The 15526-nt window shown below is 69.5% G+C and carries 23 protein-coding genes; 8 read left to right on the top strand and 15 right to left on the bottom strand.

What is annotated here, in order from left to right; genetic code table 11:
- The first annotated feature begins 95 nt into the window (after window positions 1-95).
- Together FRADC12_RS12575 and FRADC12_RS12570 are read left to right on the top strand one after the other, a co-directional pair.
- Window positions 96-2456, top strand: coding sequence for a 2OG-Fe(II) oxygenase (locus FRADC12_RS12575; protein ID WP_052710876.1), 2361 nt, complete (start codon window positions 96-98; stop codon window positions 2454-2456).
- A 231-nt stretch (window positions 2457-2687) separates the two neighbouring features.
- Window positions 2688-3242 carry a Uma2 family endonuclease gene (locus FRADC12_RS12570; RefSeq protein WP_045876782.1) on the top strand — a complete coding sequence of 185 codons (555 nt, stop codon included), beginning with the start codon at window positions 2688-2690 and terminating at the stop codon, window positions 3240-3242.
- 67 nt (window positions 3243-3309) lie between these two features.
- Here the strand turns inward: FRADC12_RS12570 and FRADC12_RS12565 are convergent, their stop codons facing one another.
- The 4 genes from FRADC12_RS12565 to FRADC12_RS33080 all read right to left on the bottom strand — a co-directional run bounded on the left by FRADC12_RS12565 (window position 3310) and on the right by FRADC12_RS33080 (window position 4924).
- Complete coding sequence (locus tag FRADC12_RS12565; RefSeq protein WP_045879505.1) at window positions 3310-3558, bottom strand: hypothetical protein; 249 nt, start codon at window positions 3556-3558, stop codon at window positions 3310-3312.
- Between the two features lie 45 nt (window positions 3559-3603).
- Window positions 3604-3840: a YgiT-type zinc finger protein gene (locus FRADC12_RS29680; RefSeq protein ID WP_198152884.1), complete on the bottom strand. Its 237-nt coding sequence runs from the start codon at window positions 3838-3840 to the stop codon at window positions 3604-3606.
- Entirely contained in the window at window positions 3840-4166 is a 327-nt protein-coding gene (locus FRADC12_RS12560; protein WP_045876781.1) for a DUF4258 domain-containing protein, read from the bottom strand. The genes FRADC12_RS29680 and FRADC12_RS12560 overlap by 1 nt, the downstream gene beginning before the upstream one ends.
- Before the next feature lie 371 nt (window positions 4167-4537).
- Complete coding sequence (locus tag FRADC12_RS33080; RefSeq protein ID WP_232303758.1) at window positions 4538-4924, bottom strand: YdcF family protein; 387 nt, start codon at window positions 4922-4924, stop codon at window positions 4538-4540.
- 338 nt (window positions 4925-5262) lie between these two features.
- Here FRADC12_RS33080 and FRADC12_RS12550 point away from each other — a divergent pair, with 338 nt between their 5' ends.
- Complete coding sequence (locus FRADC12_RS12550) at window positions 5263-5487, top strand: AbrB/MazE/SpoVT family DNA-binding domain-containing protein (RefSeq protein ID WP_232303757.1); 225 nt, start codon at window positions 5263-5265, stop codon at window positions 5485-5487.
- Window positions 5488-5610: 123 nt separating this feature from the next.
- Here the strand turns inward: FRADC12_RS12550 and FRADC12_RS12545 are convergent, their stop codons facing one another.
- From FRADC12_RS12545 to FRADC12_RS12535, 3 genes are all read right to left on the bottom strand, one after another.
- Window positions 5611-5919, bottom strand: coding sequence for a hypothetical protein (locus FRADC12_RS12545; RefSeq protein ID WP_052710875.1), 309 nt, complete (start codon window positions 5917-5919; stop codon window positions 5611-5613).
- 141 nt (window positions 5920-6060) lie between these two features.
- Entirely contained in the window at window positions 6061-6486 is a 426-nt protein-coding gene (locus tag FRADC12_RS12540) for a type II toxin-antitoxin system VapC family toxin (protein WP_045876779.1), read from the bottom strand.
- On the bottom strand, window positions 6483-6755 hold the full coding sequence (locus tag FRADC12_RS12535; RefSeq protein ID WP_045876778.1) for a type II toxin-antitoxin system Phd/YefM family antitoxin: 273 nt from the start codon (window positions 6753-6755) through the stop codon (window positions 6483-6485). Before FRADC12_RS12535 ends, FRADC12_RS12540 begins: the two co-directional genes overlap by 4 nt.
- 200 nt (window positions 6756-6955) lie before the next feature.
- Here FRADC12_RS12535 and FRADC12_RS12530 point away from each other — a divergent pair, with 200 nt between their 5' ends.
- Together FRADC12_RS12530 and FRADC12_RS12525 are read left to right on the top strand one after the other, a co-directional pair.
- On the top strand, window positions 6956-7180 hold the full coding sequence (locus FRADC12_RS12530; RefSeq protein ID WP_232303756.1) for an AbrB/MazE/SpoVT family DNA-binding domain-containing protein: 225 nt from the start codon (window positions 6956-6958) through the stop codon (window positions 7178-7180).
- Window positions 7177-7584: a type II toxin-antitoxin system VapC family toxin gene (locus FRADC12_RS12525; protein ID WP_045876776.1), complete on the top strand. Its 408-nt coding sequence runs from the start codon at window positions 7177-7179 to the stop codon at window positions 7582-7584. Before FRADC12_RS12530 ends, FRADC12_RS12525 begins: the two co-directional genes overlap by 4 nt.
- Window positions 7585-7637: 53 nt before the next feature.
- Here FRADC12_RS12525 and FRADC12_RS12520 read toward each other — a convergent pair whose 3' ends face one another.
- Window positions 7638-8561: an SGNH/GDSL hydrolase family protein gene (locus FRADC12_RS12520; RefSeq protein ID WP_045876775.1), complete on the bottom strand. Its 924-nt coding sequence runs from the start codon at window positions 8559-8561 to the stop codon at window positions 7638-7640.
- Window positions 8562-8921: 360 nt separating this feature from the next.
- Here FRADC12_RS12520 and FRADC12_RS12515 point away from each other — a divergent pair, with 360 nt between their 5' ends.
- Window positions 8922-10499 (top strand): ATP-binding protein, encoded by a 1578-nt coding sequence (locus FRADC12_RS12515; RefSeq protein WP_084010637.1) that lies wholly within the window; start codon window positions 8922-8924, stop codon window positions 10497-10499.
- A 128-nt stretch (window positions 10500-10627) separates the two neighbouring features.
- On the opposite strand, the gene FRADC12_RS12510 is transcribed toward FRADC12_RS12515, so the two are convergent.
- The 5 genes from FRADC12_RS12510 to FRADC12_RS31220 form a co-directional block, all read right to left on the bottom strand.
- Window positions 10628-11182 (bottom strand): PIN domain-containing protein, encoded by a 555-nt coding sequence (locus tag FRADC12_RS12510; protein WP_045876774.1) that lies wholly within the window; start codon window positions 11180-11182, stop codon window positions 10628-10630.
- The gene (locus FRADC12_RS12505; RefSeq protein ID WP_045876773.1) at window positions 11179-11655 is read right to left on the bottom strand and encodes an excisionase family DNA-binding protein; all 477 of its coding nucleotides are present in this window, start codon (window positions 11653-11655) and stop codon (window positions 11179-11181) included. Before FRADC12_RS12505 ends, FRADC12_RS12510 begins: the two co-directional genes overlap by 4 nt.
- 197 nt (window positions 11656-11852) lie before the next feature.
- The gene (locus FRADC12_RS32220; protein WP_232303755.1) at window positions 11853-12002 is read right to left on the bottom strand and encodes a helix-turn-helix domain-containing protein; all 150 of its coding nucleotides are present in this window, start codon (window positions 12000-12002) and stop codon (window positions 11853-11855) included.
- 23 nt (window positions 12003-12025) lie between these two features.
- Window positions 12026-12187, bottom strand: a complete 162-nt coding sequence (locus FRADC12_RS32215) for a hypothetical protein (protein ID WP_198152882.1) — start codon at window positions 12185-12187, stop codon at window positions 12026-12028.
- Complete coding sequence (locus tag FRADC12_RS31220) at window positions 12184-12351, bottom strand: hypothetical protein (protein ID WP_198152881.1); 168 nt, start codon at window positions 12349-12351, stop codon at window positions 12184-12186. The genes FRADC12_RS32215 and FRADC12_RS31220 overlap by 4 nt, the downstream gene beginning before the upstream one ends.
- 11 nt (window positions 12352-12362) lie before the next feature.
- On the opposite strand from FRADC12_RS31220, the gene FRADC12_RS32210 reads away from it, so the two are divergent.
- A complete protein-coding gene (locus FRADC12_RS32210; protein WP_255355190.1) occupies window positions 12363-13139 on the top strand; it encodes an arsenate reductase/protein-tyrosine-phosphatase family protein in 777 nt (258 codons plus the stop codon).
- Between the two features lie 129 nt (window positions 13140-13268).
- Here FRADC12_RS32210 and FRADC12_RS12485 read toward each other — a convergent pair whose 3' ends face one another.
- Both FRADC12_RS12485 and FRADC12_RS33825 read right to left on the bottom strand, forming a co-directional pair.
- Window positions 13269-14213, bottom strand: a complete 945-nt coding sequence (locus FRADC12_RS12485; RefSeq protein ID WP_232303754.1) for an SGNH/GDSL hydrolase family protein — start codon at window positions 14211-14213, stop codon at window positions 13269-13271.
- The gene (locus FRADC12_RS33825) at window positions 14213-14347 is read right to left on the bottom strand and encodes a hypothetical protein (protein WP_255355189.1); all 135 of its coding nucleotides are present in this window, start codon (window positions 14345-14347) and stop codon (window positions 14213-14215) included. Before FRADC12_RS33825 ends, FRADC12_RS12485 begins: the two co-directional genes overlap by 1 nt.
- Before the next feature lie 302 nt (window positions 14348-14649).
- On the opposite strand from FRADC12_RS33825, the gene rfbA reads away from it, so the two are divergent.
- The gene (gene rfbA / locus FRADC12_RS12480) at window positions 14650-15525 is read left to right on the top strand and encodes a glucose-1-phosphate thymidylyltransferase RfbA (protein WP_045876770.1); all 876 of its coding nucleotides are present in this window, start codon (window positions 14650-14652) and stop codon (window positions 15523-15525) included.
- Window position 15526: the final 1 nt, after the last annotated feature.

Genomic DNA, 15526 nt, shown 5'->3' with positions numbered 1-15526 from the left:
ACAGGAGGGGCGGTCCCTTGCGGCGGCTCCTCCCGGCTCCTCTATGGTTCCGCCTGGATCTTCTGTCTGTGTGGGGACACGTGTGGAGGCCGTGGATGGGGACGACGTCGGCGCGCGCCGCGCTGGCCGAGGCGTTGCGCGCTGAGGCGCGGGCCGATTTCTGGTCGGCGTCGACGACCCGGACAGGCGATCTGGCCCTGGAGGTCGAGGGCGTCGGGCCGATCCCGCTGCCCATCAGCGCCGCCGTGGCCCGCCAGCTCATCGGGATCGCTCAGCCCGCCCGGTTCGGCCGTGGCGAGGAGACGCTGACCGACCCGGCGGTGCGGCACACGTGGGAGGTCCCGAAGCACCTCGCGCGGGCCGTCTGGGACGACGAGGTGATGGCCCTCCTCCTCAAGCGCGCCCAGGTCGAGATGGGCATCCCGGACGATGCCGAGCTGTCCGCCGAGCCGCACTCTCTGCTGGTCTACGAGGCGGACCAGTTCTTCCTGCCGCACCAGGACAGCGAGAAGAACGACCTGATGGTCGGCACGGTCGTGGTGACGCTGCCGTCGGTCCACAGCGGCGGCGAGCTGGTGGTGCGCCACGGCGGTGAGGAACAGCGCTTCCCCGGCTCGGAGACCGACCTGTCGATCGTCGCCTTCTACGCCGACTGCCGGCACGAGGTGACCGAGGTGCGCACGGGCTACCGGGTCGCCCTGACCTACAACCTGCTGGCCCGGCGCGACGAGAGCGCCCCGCAGGGAGACGAGGCGACCGTCCGAGGCCTCGGGACGCTGCTGCGCGAGCACTTCACGACGCCGACGCCCACCTACGGAGGCCGGGTCGCGGATCCGCCGGGCCGGCTGGTCTACCTGCTCGACCACGAGTACACGCCCCGGTCGCTGGGCTGGTCCGCGCTCAAGGGTGCCGACGTCCGCCGGGTGGCGATGCTGCGGGCCGCGGTGGAGCGGGCCGGCTGCGAGGCCGTGCTCGCGCTCGCCGACGTGAAGACGACCCACAGCGCCTACGAGGCCGACGACCTCGAGTACCAGGACCGGTACTGGGACGACGGCGAGGACGCGGAGGACGGCGACGACGCGGAGGACGGCGACTACGACATCCAGGAGCTGATCGACGAGACGGTCACGCTCACCTACTGGACCGGCCCCGACGGTGGGCGCGGCGAGCAGATCTTGCTCGACGTCGACGACGCCGAGGTGTGCGACTCCGCCAGCGCCGAGGACTTCGAGCCGCATGCCTCGGAGTACGAGGGCTACATGGGCAACTGGGGCAACACCCTGGACCGCTGGTACCACCGGGCCGCGGTCGTCGTCTGGCCCCGGGAGCAGGCGTTCGCGAACCGGGCGAGATCCTCGCCCGCGTGGGCGCTCGAACAGCTCGCCGCGATGGCCTCCGCCGGTGACCATGCCGGTGCGCGGAACGCGGCGGCAACGCTCGAGCCGTTCTGGGACGGCGCGCTGGCGGTGGCCTCTCCCGGGGCCGGCCGACTGGTCCGCGGCCTCCTCGGCCCGGCGCTGCGGACGGCGGACGCCCTGGCGGACGAGGCGGCGGCGACAATGCTGCTGCGGCCGTTCCAGCTCGAATACCTGACCGCCGACCACGTCGAGGGGCTCGGACGGCTCGTCACCCGCTTTGGCGAACCGTGGGCCACGGCACTGCTGCGGCTTTGGTCCGGTCAGCAGAAGCCGGCCTGGTCGTACTCCGGCAGAGGTGAACGGCGCACGTGGCTGACCGAGCAGCTCGTGGGCCTGTGCTCGGGGCTGCACGCGGCGCCCGGCCCCAGCTGCCAGGCGGCCGCGAGGTCACTTCTCGGCCTTGCCGAGCAGTGGGTCACCGGGACGGTCGGCACAGCGTTCCGGTCGTCGTCGCCGTCCGCCCGTGAGCAGGCACTCGAAGAGCTGGCCGGGCCCGTCGCCGCCGTCCTGGCGGCGAGCGCCGCCGTCGGGGTGGCGAGCACCCGGGAGGCAATGCGTGACTGTCTGCGCCGAGGGGGCGACGGGGCCACCGCGCTCGCGGTGCCCGCGCTGCGCGCCAGTGCGGGGCGGGCCGGGAGCGCGGCGGCGGTCTTCGGCGCGCTGGCCGCCGACTGCGCGGCCTGGCTGCGGTCCCGGCTCGCGCGGCCCCAGCGGGCGTCCGACGACTGGTCGATCGAGCTGGCGGCCGGGGGCTGTGCCTGCGAGCTGTGCACCACGCTGCGCCAGTTCCTGGCCGCCCGCGACCGGCGCACGCTCGAGTGGCCGCTCGCCAAGGACCGCCGCCAGCACGTCCACGGCCGGATCGACGCCGCCGAGCTGCCGGTCAGCCACCTCACGAGGCGGCAGGGCCGCCCCTACACCCTCGTCCTGGACAAGACCGCCGAGCTGTTCACCGCCGCCGCCAAGGCCCGCTCCCGCGACCAGGCGGACCTGGACTGGCTCGAGACGACGTGGAAGACCGCCCGAAACGGCGAATGACCTACCACCGGCCGGTCAGGGCGGGTAGTCGGCCATCGACGTCTCGGATGGCGGCCGAGGTCGCATGCCTCTCTGTACGCGCGCCGCGGTCAGTGGGGCCGCCGCCGTCTCGGGCGCGGGCGTATCTCGCTCGTCCTGCCAGCGAGCCGGGACGAGCCGGACGACGGCGCTACGCTGACCTGTAGTACTGGCTGGTCGTGTCGGCTGAGGAGGTGCGCCATCACCGCGGAGATGATCGCTCCCGCCTGGATGCACCAGCAGGTCACGGCGGAGCAGTACGGCTCCTGGTCCGAGGAGCAGTGCGCGGGCGTCGAGATCGTGGACGGGATGGTCGTCGTGAGCCCGAGCGCCACCAGGCGGCATAACCGGCTGGTCAGGATCATCACGAACGCGCTGGACGCGGCCGGAGGGTTGGACTGGAACGCCGACAGCGACTTCGATCTCCGGCTCCAGGACGTGCCGTTGACCAACCGCCGGCCTGACGTCGTCGTCTACCGCGCCGACACGCTCGACGTGATGCCGGCCCGGCCCGAGCATGTGCTGCTTGTTGCCGAGATCGTCTCGCCGGGTTCTGAGTCGACGGACAGGTTCGTCAAGGCCGGGGAGTACGCCCGAGCGGGCATCACATACTACTGGCGCGTCGAGCAGCCTGCCGGAGGGGTTCCGCTCGTGTACACCTACGTTCTCGACCCGGCGACCAGGACCTATCGGGACGCCGGCGTCTTCACGGGCGTAGTCAAGGCTCCCGCTCCCTTCCCGGTCGAGATCGACATCACTCAGCTGTAGCCGTCGTTTTCGGCAACCACCTGGCGGGGTTCCACCCGACGGAGGCCGGTACGACGGCCATTGGTAGCTACCCGCGTCGGGCTTCCTTGTAGTCCTCGACGAGTTCGTCGATCTCAGCGTCGTCCAGGGCCAGCACCTCGTCGAGTTGAGCCGCTGCCGACCTCAGCGCGGCGATCTCCGCGGCCAGGTCGGTCCTCGTTGGGATGAAGAACCCTACCGTCTGGCCGTGCCGGGTGACGGCGACCGGTTGAACGCGGGCGATGTAGTCCGCAAGGCCGGCCCGGAACTCACGGATCCCCACCTTCGTCGTCGCCATCGCGCCTTCCAACCTGTGTGTCACTGGCAGCTCCGTGGCGACCGGTCAGGCGACCGCCTTGGCGTCGCTGTAGGGACGGATCGCCACGGCGTCGGTCGCCAGCATGTCGCGGAACAGGTCGTCAACCCGCCGGGCCACCGGACCATCCAGCCACGACATCCCGCACGACGCGCACTCCTCGACCGGGATGTCCGTCACCACAGCCACTCGGCCGCTCCGTTGCACCACCTTCGGCTTCCGCCCGAGACGGATCTCGCCGTTTCCGCACGAATCACAACGCACTACCGCCTCCTCCGGAAGTCCTCCGACCACTCGGTCGGATAGGGTTCGTACACGGTCACCAGTGTCTCCCGCCGCCGCCGCTCGTCAAGAGCGACGACTACGTGGAGCGGGCGGAGCCATTCGATCAGCAAGACCAGCTCCTTGACGACGAACGGGCCGCCGGCTGCCTCCTCGATGACCTCCCCACCGCCGAGCAGGCGTTCGAACTCGCTCAGGGAGATGTCGACGAGCTGCATCTTGTCGAAGACGTGTTCGGTGTAGCGGTACTCGAAGCGCCGAACGTACGGCCGGGACACGGGTCTGTAGCGGCCCTCGTCCTCGCGCATGGCGCCCCCCATCGGTGACAAGCCGATCTTTCTGCGCAGCGTAGCCGAGCGGTGGCTGACATCGGCGGGCGATCTTGCGGCCTGTGGATAACGACGTGGGAGCTTGCTCGACCGCCATCGAGCCTTCCGGCCGCGGGTGCCAGCGCCCGGCGCAGGTAGGACGTCCTGCCGGTGACCGCCGCGCCCCTGAACGCGTCAGTCAGGTAGGTGATCCGACGATCTGCTGCCGATCGACGTTAGCGAGGTCGCGTAGACGGATGCGGTGTCGCGGCCGACGCGGTGGCAGGCGATCTTCCCGCGATCGAGGAGTTTGTACAGGTTGGTCGGGACGAGAGCAGCGTCGCGACGCTGGCGGCTCAGCTGCATCCGGGTCAGCAGCCTCGTTGCCAGACCAAGGCCTTGACCATCGCGCTCCACTGGTAGGCGATGAGGCGGGGCCAGTCGTGGAGGGGCGGGTCGACGCTGACCATGATCTTCTTGCCGGGGTAGCAGCGGTCGATGCGCAGCCTGGCTCGGACGTTCTGCGAGCGGTCCGTTACGAAGATCATGCGGGTCCAGCCGTACCGTGCCGCGAGCCGGCCGGCCTCTCGGGCCTCGCCCTGGGTCGTGAACGGGTCCGGTCGGAAACAGATCACCTTGACGTTCGGGACGGTTGGGCAGTCCCGCGTGTTCGGCGTGGAAAGCACCAGCACGGGCGCGTAGCCCGCGCGGGCCAGCTCCAGTGCGCGGTCGCGTCGGTGGCCGTCCCCGCCCAGCATCAAGATCGCATTCGCGGGCGCTGGCCGGTCGGTCGGTGGGAAGACGATGATCGCCAGCGTCGCGCCGATGAACAGTAGAAAGAGGACTGCCAGGGCCGCTGCCGTGCGTCGGAGCGCTCGGCTCGGGAAGCCGCGTCGATCCGGTCCGTCGACGATGGTGGGGCCGGCCGGCGCGGGTGGGACCGAACGGAACTGCCGCGGGAGCCGGACCAGAGTTCGGGACACGCCTCACGATGTCACGCACGGTCTACGCGAACCGGCATCGCAACGAGGCCGGACAGGCAACGGGACCCAGGTCACAGCGAGGAACCTCGTACCGTCTTCCCATGGAAGCTGTTGTGGATCAGGCGGGCCGGATCGTGCTGCCCAAGTCCATCCGCGACGCGCTCGGCCTGCTACCCGGCACGAAGGTCGACATCTCGCCTTACGGGGCCGGCGTGCGTGTCCTGCCGGCCGGCAGGACCGCGCGTCTCGTCGAGGAGGACGGCGTGCTCGTGTCGGCCGGCGACCCGCCTGTCGACGACGACGTGCTGTTCGGCGTCGACGACGCCGGGCGCAGGTGACCATCGCCGTCTGTGATCCAGAGCCGGCACGGCCGTCGGTCTCCTTGTCGTCGCCGGGTTCCGTTCCGGGCTGGAGCAGGCTGGTCCAGAGGGTTTCGCGCCTGGTGCGCACCGTGCTCCCGATCAGGCGTCGGTGAGAGCCTTCGCTTCGGCCCCGATCTCGCGGATCAGGTCTTCCCAGCCAGGGGTGGCGGCGCCGACGGCGTGAACAGCCGCGCGTGTGGCGGTCGCGGCCTTCGTCAGGGCAGCCTCAAGAGTGTCGGCCTCGACGACCATCGACACGTCGAGACGACCAGTGGTCAACGTCGCGCCAAGGTCAGGGTCGATCACGTCATGCAGGTCGTAGAGAGCTTCCGCGAGCTGATCGCTGAGCGCGTCGAGGACGGCTACCGGTGCGTCCACCTTCAGCTCGATCAGCGTGTGGTACTTCACCCCAAGTCCCCCTTCCAGGAGGTTCGAGCCCTCAGATAGCCACGGAGGTTCGTCCTTGCCGCGCGCTACCGCCTCATCTCCACTCGTAGGAGCATCTCGGCTTGGAGCCCGTCGGTGGGCCTCCGTCGGGCTGGCAGGGGGTCAGCTTCCTGTGGCGGAGTGAAGGTCTGGTGACGCGGTCGGGAGGTCGGCTCGGCGCGCGGCTTCGAGCAGGCGCTTGTCGTAGGTGACGAACGCGTCCAGCGGGGTGTCGTTCTCGTCGGCCAGCCGCAGCGCGGTGGCCAGGTGAATCGCGTCGAGAGATCGCAGGAGCGGGTCGTCGAAAGCGGCCGCGACGGTGCGTACGTTGGCGTCGATTTCCAGGCGGTACATCCGCTCCAGTACCCGTGGAACGCGTCCCACCGCCTGCGGGGCCGCTCGTCTGATCGCGCGCGTGACCTCCACCTCCGCCAGTGCGGAGGTAAACCGCGGCAGGTCCTCGCGGGCATTGAGCCAGTCGACGAGTGCCGGGCTTTCCGGTTCGGCGACGACAAGCTTCACCACGGCCGCCGAATCCAGGTAGATCACCAGCGTTCCTCGTCGCGCATGGCGATCAGAGCTGCGCTGGCCGAGCCATCGCCCAGGATCGGCGGCATGGGTATCGGCCCAGCGGCCGTGGGCGGGATCGCGCGGCCCTCGGCGACCAGGCGGTCGAGCGCGGCTGTGCCACGGCTGACGGGCACCAGCCGCGCGACGGGGCGGCCCCGGTCGGTGATCTCGATCGTCTCGCCGCGCCGGACGCGGTCGACGACCTGGCTGGTGTTCTGGTTGAGTTCCCGCACGCCGACTCTCTCCACGTGGCAAGTGTAGAACATCATGTCCTACATCGGGGATCGCGAGGATGCTCGGTAGTCCGCGCGGGGCCGTCAGGCGACAAGGTAGGCCGAGTCGCCGAACTCGGCGGACACCCGTACACACAGAGGGCCTCGCGTGCCTGGTCCGTTAGCGGTCCGCGCGACTGGGATCGGAATGGTACCGTCTTCCCATGGAAGCTGTGGTGGATCAGGCGGGCCGGATCGTGCTGCCCAAGTCCATCCGCGACGCGCTCGGCCTGCTGCCCGGCACGAAGGTCGACATCTCGCCTTACGGGGCCGGTGTGCAGGTCCTGCCGGCCGGCAGGACCGCCCGTCTCGTCGAGGAGAACGGCGTGCTCGTGTCGGCCGGCGACACGCCTGTCGACGACGACGTGCTGTTCGGCCTCATCGACGCGGGACGTAAGTGACCATCGCCGTCGATACAAGCGTCGCCGTCCCTCTCCTCGTCCGCTCCCATCAGCATCACGGCGACGTGGTGCGCTGGTGGGGCCGTCAGCAGCTCACACTCAGTGGGCATGCCTTGGCGGAGACCTACTCGGTACTCACCAGACTGCCGGGCGACGCGCGGTTGTCCGGGCCGGACGCGGCGCGCCTGCTCGACGCCAGGTTCGCCGCGCCGCTGACGCTGAGCGGCCCGCAGGCCCAGAAGGTCCACACGACTTTGAGCCAGCTCGGCGTCGCCGGGGGCGCCGTGTACGACGGGCTTGTGGCGCTTGCCGCCAGGGAGCACGGCCTGGCTCTCGCGACAAGGGATGCACGCGCGCGCGGAACCTATGACGCGGTCGGAGTAAAGGTGATCCTCGTCGGCTGAGCGGTACGCGGCCGGGCCGAGGATGGCGAGATCGAACGGTCGGTCGCCGCTGGCTACTTGCCCTTGAAGAGGTAGCCGTAGACGGCGTCGGCGATGGCCTGCTCGCCTTGGGCGTTGGGGTGGGCGCTGGCTGTTGTGCCCGTGCCGAGTAGTTCGACCGGGTAGAGCCAGGAGTCGGTGGTGCACAGGCGATGGCCGTTGAGGGTGTTGGCTGTCGAGACGTACTCGACGCCGGCCTTCCCGGCGGCCCGTTTGGCTACTCGGTCGAGGTCGTCGTTGAGGCCGACGAGCTGGGTCCGTTCGGTGCTGGCCATCCATTTGCAGGTGTTGTCGCTGCGGCTCGGGAAGATGTCCGGGTATCCGACGACGAGGATCCTGGCGTTCGGGGCTGCGGTCTTGATGCCCTGGTAGGCGGTCTGCAAAAGCCCGGGGAGTTGGTTCTCGACGAAGTCCACGCTGGTGTTGTCGTGGCCCGTCCAGAAGCAGCGCCAGATCACGCAGCTGGCGATGGTCGGGCCGAAGCTTGCGTCGTTGCCGCCGATCGTGATCGTCACGACGTCTGGATGGACCCCAGCGGCCAGCAACGACTTCAGGGCTGTGATCTGGGCGGGCTGGCCGTGGAAGGCGCTCGTCAGTGCGTAGGTCTTGGCGCCGGAGCAGGCGAGCAGCTTCACCGTCGAGCCGGCCGCCTGTTGGCCGAGCAGCCTGGGCCAGGCGCTGGCGCCGCGGTGACAGGTGGCGGCGTCGGTGTCGAAGGGTGCGTTGCCCTCGCCGGAGGAGTACGAGTCGCCGAGGGCGACGATCGTCAGCGGCTGGTTGTTGGTCAGCGGCCGACGGGTCGATGACCCGGTGGCGGCGTTCGCCACCGTTGGGGGCTGACAGGCGGCGAGCAAGGTCGCGATGGTCGCGAAGAGGCTGACGACGCCCACCACGACGAGGCGACGGGCCCGCGCCGAAACGGGCGCACGCAGCTGCATGACCTCGGAGCGTAACCGTCTTGGCGGTGGTTGGCCGCCGCGTAGCGGCCACGAGGGTCCACGTTCTGCGCCGTGTTGGAGATCCGCGCGGTACGTTTCGGACATAGCAGACGCAGTGACGGAAGACTCTGCTGCCCGGCTGAGATCTTCAGCATCGCCAGAGATGGCCGCCGTGGGCGGATGCGCGCCCAGGGTATCGGGCCTGGCCTGGCCGGGTCGTAGCGCGGGACCCGTCGATCACCCGGTGTGTACCGCCGTACAGTTGCGGTGATCGGGTCATGGTCGTTTGCGCGAGAAAGCGGGTGAGTGATGACGCGCTGGTTCAACATCACTGGGCCCTGCGTTCCGGGGAAACATTTCATGATCGCGGCTTCGGCGCGGTTGCCCGAGGTCCCGGCTCTCGTGGCGCGCGAGCACTACTTCCTCGTGCACGCCCCGCGGCAGACCGGGAAGACGACGACCCTGCGCGCGCTCGCGGCCGGACTGACAGCCAGCGGGGAGTACGCGGCCGTGAAGCTCTCTTTGCAGAGCGGCGCTGCTTTTGGCGACGACATCGGCGGCGCCACCCGCGCCATCCTGGCGAAGGCCAGACGAGAGGCCCGGCTCACTCTTCCCGCGGACCTGCGGCCGCCGGTGTGGCCCGAGGGCCCGGACGGGGATCTCTTCGGCGGTGCGCTCGCGGCCTGGGCCGAGTTCTGCCCGCGGCCACTCGTGCTGTTCCTAGACGAGATCGACTCGCTTACGGGTGCGACGCTCGTCGCCGTGCTGAGCCAGATCCGGGAGGGCTTCGAAGATCGTCCGGGGGCGTTCCCGGCTTCGATCGCGCTCTGCGGCCTACGGGACGTCCGTGACTATAGGACCGCCTCTGGTGGAAATCCGGAACGCTCGGGCGGCCCAAGCCCTTTCAACATCATTGTCGAGTCGCTGCGGCTCGGGGATTTCACCCTTGACGAGGTGCGGGAGCTCTATGGCCAGCACACCGCGGAGACCGGCCGTGTCTTCACCGACGAGGCCGTCGCGCACGTCTTTGCGCTGACTGGCGGTCAGCCCTGGCTGGTCAACGCGCTGGCCGCGGAGATCGTCGACCGGATGAAGATCCCGGCGGCGGAGCCGGTCACGGTCGAGCAGGTCGACACCGCCCGGGAGCGGGTCATCCAGGCCCGGCCGAGTCATCTGGACTCGCTGGTGCGCCGGCTGCGTGAGCCTGAGGTGCAGCGGGTCCTCCTGCCGGTCCTCGCCGGCTCGCAGGAGCCGGTCGACCTGGAGTACTCCGACGACCGGTCCTTCGTCCGCGACCTCGGTCTGATCACCGAAGACGGTGGGGAGGGCCCGCGGATCGCCAACCCGATCTACGCGGAGGTGATCTCCCGAGCCCTCGCAGAGCAGGTGGTCCCCAGCCCGGCGGCGCTTCCCACGGCGCGCGACTTCGTCCTCCCGGACGGCCGGTTCGACGTTCCGGGCGCGCTGACCAGTCTCGCCGCGTTCTGGCGTACCCACGGCAAGATGCTCGGCGACGGGCGGCCCTATGCGGAGGCCCTCCCGCACGCGTTCCTGTTCGCCTGGCTCGACCGGGCCGTCAATGGCGACGGCGACGTGTTCCGGGAGTACGCCAACGGCGGCGGCCGCGCTGACCTCTATCTCCGCTGGCGCTACACAGCCGGGGACGGAACCCGCGCCGAGCAGCGCGAGGTGTTCGAGGTGAAGACCCACCGCGCCGGGCAGGCCAACCCGCTCAAAGATGCGATCGTCCAGCTCGACGACTACCTGAACCACCTGGGCCTGTCGTCAGGCTACATAGTGATCTTTGATCAGAGGCCGCAGACCATGCCAGACACCGACGAACCCCTGACCACCCAGGCCAGCCCGTCCGGCCACTCGATCGCCATCGCCCGTCTGGCCCTACCGCCGGGCCGCGATCAGACCCAGGCGCGGTCATAGCAGGTAGGAGCGTCGAGGGTTCCACGCACGCCGGCCCACACCCTGATGCGCGGACTACGGACTGTCGGCCGGCTCGCGGTCGGCAAGGATCTTCACCTGAGCTCGGCTCCGGTTCGGCCAGCTGTCTCCTAGAAGATCAGTCGGTGGGCCTCGCTCGCGAAGCTCCCGAGGCCGGATCTGCTCAGGGTGGCGAGGAGGCCGTCGAGGGTCTTGGGATCCCGCTTGTAGCCGTCGGCCTGCCTGCGTAGCACGGTGATCACCGTGCGTGGTGAAGTGTCGAGAAGTTCGAGGAGGAATTGGTCGGCCGTCAGCACCTCGACCCCGTGGGGTAGGGCCGATGCCGCCGGGAAGTCGGAGATGTTGTCGGTGACCAGAAGTCCTGCGCCCGCCTTGACGGCGGCCGCGAGGACGTGGCGGTCTTTCTCGTGGCAGGCCATCGCGGGGATCAACGTCTCGTAGCCGAGTACTTCCGCCTCGGGGAAGTGCTCGCGCAGGAGCCCGATGATCCGGCTGGCCTGGTCAGGTGACGCCGATCCTCGGCGGACGAGCGCGCCTTGGAGTTCCTGCAGGATGTGCGGTGACCACAGCGGGCGGTAGAGATCGGCGATCGCGAGGCGGAGCAGGCTGTCGCGTAGGTGCATGGGGTACAGGACGCACGTGTCTAGCAGCGCGGCGAACGTCATGGCGCTTCTGGGCGGTGGTAGGGCTTCTCGGTCGTGTGGTAGCCGTCGAACTCCTCGGAGATGGCGATCAGCTCGTCCATGGCGGCCTCGCGCTCGGCTCGGCGTAGTTCCTGGTAGGCCAGCACATCGTGCAGCAGGAGCCGGCGGTGTCGACCGGGCTGGGTGTAGGGGATCCGTCCCTCGTCGAGCATCCTGACCAGGGTCGGGCGCGAGACTCCGAGGATGTCGGCCGCCTCCTGGGTGGTCAGCTGCTGGTGATGAGGGGCGATGGTGACGGCCTGGCCGCGGGCCATCGCGAGGACGACGTGTTGGAGAACGTCGTAGACGGCTGCGGGAAGCGGGGTGCGTGATCCGCCGGATCCGACCAGTTCGGCGTGGTTCTCCGTACGGCTGATCTGCCTGACGAGTGCGACCAGGTCGTCGAGGGACTCGTCCGGGGGAAGGATGGTGCGTTCGGATACTCCAGTGGCCATGGTCTTCAACCTCCTGCCCCAGCATACTCAGATTCGAACGAATCGAAAGCGGCGGGATTGGAGCGGGTGAGCCGCTCCGACCTGACCGTGGTACGAATCAGACTTAGCGGACACGGCGGCGGAATGCGCTGCGGCTCGGCTGAGATGTCCAGCATCGTCGGGGATGGCGACCGCGGGCGGGGCCCGCGAAGGGCTGGTCAGGCGACGAGGTAGGCCGAGTCGCCGAATTCCGCGGTCACCTTGAGCTGGCCGCCGAGTGCTTCGACGTAGGCGCGCAGGACGGCGACAGAGACGACGTCGAGGTTTCCGCGCTCGACGTCGGAGACCCGAGGGCCGGAGACGCCCAAGGCCTCGGCGACCTCCCGCTGGGTCAGCGAGCGGTCGCGCCCTCCGCGAGTCGATAGGCGCGGATCTCGTCGTCGAGCCGGCGCTGTCCGGCCGCGCGCTCAGCTTCCGTGCGCACGTGGTGACCGGCGGCCTGGCGGGTCTGTTCCGCGCGCCGCTTCGCGTCGTCCCAGCTGACAGTGCTCATGAATAGCTCCTCGTCGGCAGCTCGGCGAGATGCGCGTCGTAGCGATCATCCCCCAGCGGGATGGCGATGTCGTACCAGCCCCGCCAGTCGCTCGACTTGTCGCCGGCGTGCTGGGCCGCGTGGCGGCCGGCCTCACGGTCCTCGCCCTGGCCAGGCTTGCGCACGGCCGGCGATAATGCTGTCGGCTGGCGCCGGGGCTCTGGTGCCGCGGACTGGTGCGGAGTGGGGTTGGGCCAGCGTGCAGCGGCGGGACGACGGCTCGCCCGGGGCGGGGGCTGCTCCGGGCGCCTGGCCACCCCGCCCGGCCACGGGTGCCGCGGGCGAAGGGCGCGGGCCTGGGGAGCTCGGCCGGCCTTTCCGCGTCCTCTTTGTCTGCACGGGGAACATCTGTCGGTCGCCGATGGCCGAGTGGCTGTGCCTGACGGAGCTGCGCGGGCAGCTCGGCCCGGCGGCGTCTGGTTTCGCGCTGGCGAGCGCCGGTACCCACGCGCTCGTCGACGAGCCCATGCACCCGCACGCGGTCCGCGCCCTGGCCGAGCTTGGCGTGAAGGCGGCCGGCTCGTTCGGGCGGCAGCTCGACGCGGGCGCGGTGGACCGGGCCGATCTGGTGTTGTGCGCGACCCGGGAGCACCGCTCCGAGGTCCTGACCGAGAACCCCCGCGCGCTGCGACGCACCTTCACCCTGCGCGAGTTCCACCGGGCCACGGCTGGGCTCGACCCGGCGCAGCTCGACGGGCGCGACGCCCAGGCGGCGATGCGGTCCCTGGTGGAGCAAGCGGCCGCCCGGCGGGGCTGGACGGCGGCCGGGCCGCAGACCGACGACGACCTCGGCGACCCCTACGGCGCGCCGCTGGAGGCCTTCCGGGTCTGCGCGTCGCTGATCCGCGAGGCGCTGGCCGGGCCGGTCTCGCTCGTGGCGGCGGCGGCCGGCAAGCGTGGCCCGGTCACGTGAGGACGCAGCGCTGCCAGCGCTGCCAGCGTCGCTCGGCTTGGGAAGCGCCGCCGAACCGGTCCGTCGGTGGTGGTGGGATCGACTGACGCGGTACGCCCGGACGAGAAAGGCCGGTCGTCGTGGGCCTGGCTACTTGCCCTTGAAGAGGTAGCCGTAGACGGCGTCCGCGATCGCCTGCTCGCCCTGGGCGTTCGGGTGAGCGCTGGCCGTTGCGCCGGTGCCGAGTAGCTCTACCGGGTAGAGCCAGGAGTTGGTGGTGCACAGCCGATGGCCTTTGAGCGTGCTGGCCGTCGAGACGTACTCGACGCCTGCCTTGCCCGCGGCCCGCTTGGCGACGCGGTCGAGGTCGTCGTTGAGCCCGACGAGCTGGACCCGTTCGGTGCTGTCCATCCACCTGCAGGTGTTGTCGCTGCGGCTCGGGAAGATGTCCGGGTAGCCGACGACGAGGATCCTGGCGTTCGGGGCCGCGGCCTTTATCCCCTGGTAGGCGGTCTGTAGCAGTCCGGGTAGCTGGTTCTCGACGAACTGCACGCTGTTGTTGTCGTGGCCGGTCCAGAAGCAGCGCCACACGACGCAGCTGGCGATGGCCGGCCCGAAGCCGGCGTCGTTGCCGCCGATCGTGATCGTCACGACGTCTGGATGGACTCCGGCGGCCAGCAGCGACTTCAGCGCGGTGATCTGGGCGGGCTGGCCGTGGAAGGCGCTCGTCAGCGCGTACGTCCTGGCGCCGGAACAGGCGAGGAGCTTCACCGTCGAGCCGGCCAGCTGCTGGCCGAGCAGCCTGGGCCAGGCGGTGGCGCCGCGGTGACAGGTCGCCGCGTCGGTGTCGAACGGTGCGTTGCCCTCGCCCGAGGAGTACGAGTCGCCGAGGGCGATGATCGTCAGCGGCTGGTCGGTGGTCAGCGGCCGGCGGGTCGACGTCCCGGTGGCGGCGCTCGCCGTATTCGGGGGCTGGCAGGCGGTGAGCAAGGTCGCGATGGTCGCGAACAGGCTGACGACGCCCAGCACGACGAGGCGACGAGCCCGCGTCGGTGCGGGCGAGCGCAGCTGCATGGTCTCGGAGCGTAGCCGCATCAGCCCTGGTCAGCCGTCGCGTAGCGGCCACGAGGGGCCACGTTCTGTGTCGCGTCCGGGTCCTCGTTCCGCATGTCCCGGATATAGCGGACATGGCAGCGGTAGGTCTGCTGTCTCGGCAGGATCTCCAGCATCGCCGCGGATCGCCTGATGCCTCGCGGTGTCGAGAGGCATCTGGGCCCCGATCGGCGCCGCGCGACTGGTTCGGTCGGCCAGGACTGTGTCGAGCAAGTTACGAACTTCGGTGCCCGTAAGGCCCCTTGTGGCGAACGCTGGCTGCTCCTAGGTAGCCAGCCAAGATCTAGAGCAAGGTTTTGCGACCCCGCAGTCTGTCCAGACTTCTCAGCCTGTAAGTTACATAGCGCGGTGGCGGGGGTTTCGCGGAGCTGGCCCTTGGCGGTCGCGCTGACGATGAAGATCATACCGGGGGCATCGCATGAAGGGCATCATCCTCGCGGGCGGCACTGGGACTCGTCTCTATCCGATCACCCAGGGTGTCTCGAAACAGCTGATGCCCGTCTACGACAAGCCGATGATCTACTATCCGCTGTCAACCCTCATGGCGGCCGGTATCCGTGAGATTCTTCTCATCACCACACCCGCGGACGAGGCGCAGTTCCAGCGGCTGCTCGGTGACGGTAGCCGGTTCGGCTGCCACTTCGAGTATGCGACCCAGAGCACGCCGCGTGGCCTCGCGGATGCCTTCATCGTCGGCGCGGACTTCGTGGGCGCGGACAAGGTCTGTCTGATTCTCGGTGACAACATCTTCTACGGCGTCGGTCTGGGTGAGCAGCTCAGGCAGTACACCGATCCGGACGGGGGCGTCGTCTTCGCCTATCACGTCTCCGACCCGCATCGCTATGGCGTGGTCGAGTTTGACGACCACCGCCGTGCTGTCTCCATCGAGGAGAAGCCCGAGAAGCCGAAGTCCAGCTACGCCGTGACCGGCCTCTACTTCTATGACAACGACGTCCTGCAGATCGCCAAGGATACCAAGCCCAGTGCCCGCGGCGAGGTTGAGATCACGGCGGTCAACCAGGAGTATCTCGACCGAGGCCAGCTCGGTGTCCACGTCCTGGACAGGGGCACAGCGTGGCTCGACACAGGCACGTTCAACTCACTCATGCAGGCCGCCCAGTTCGTGCAGGTGATTGAGGAACGCCAGGGCCTTAAGATCGGCTGCGTCGAGGAAGTCGCCTGGCGGGAGGGCTTCATCAGCGACAACGAACTTGCAGCGCTGATCCCCCGGGTGTCGAAGAGCGGCTATGGCGACTATCTGGGGCGCCTTCTAGAGACAACGCCGAGTCGTTGAA

The organism is Pseudofrankia sp. DC12 (assembly GCF_000966285.1).
Classification (GTDB): Bacteria; Actinomycetota; Actinomycetes; order Frankiales; family Frankiaceae; genus Pseudofrankia.
This window is presented reverse-complemented; position numbering and strand designations above follow the sequence as displayed.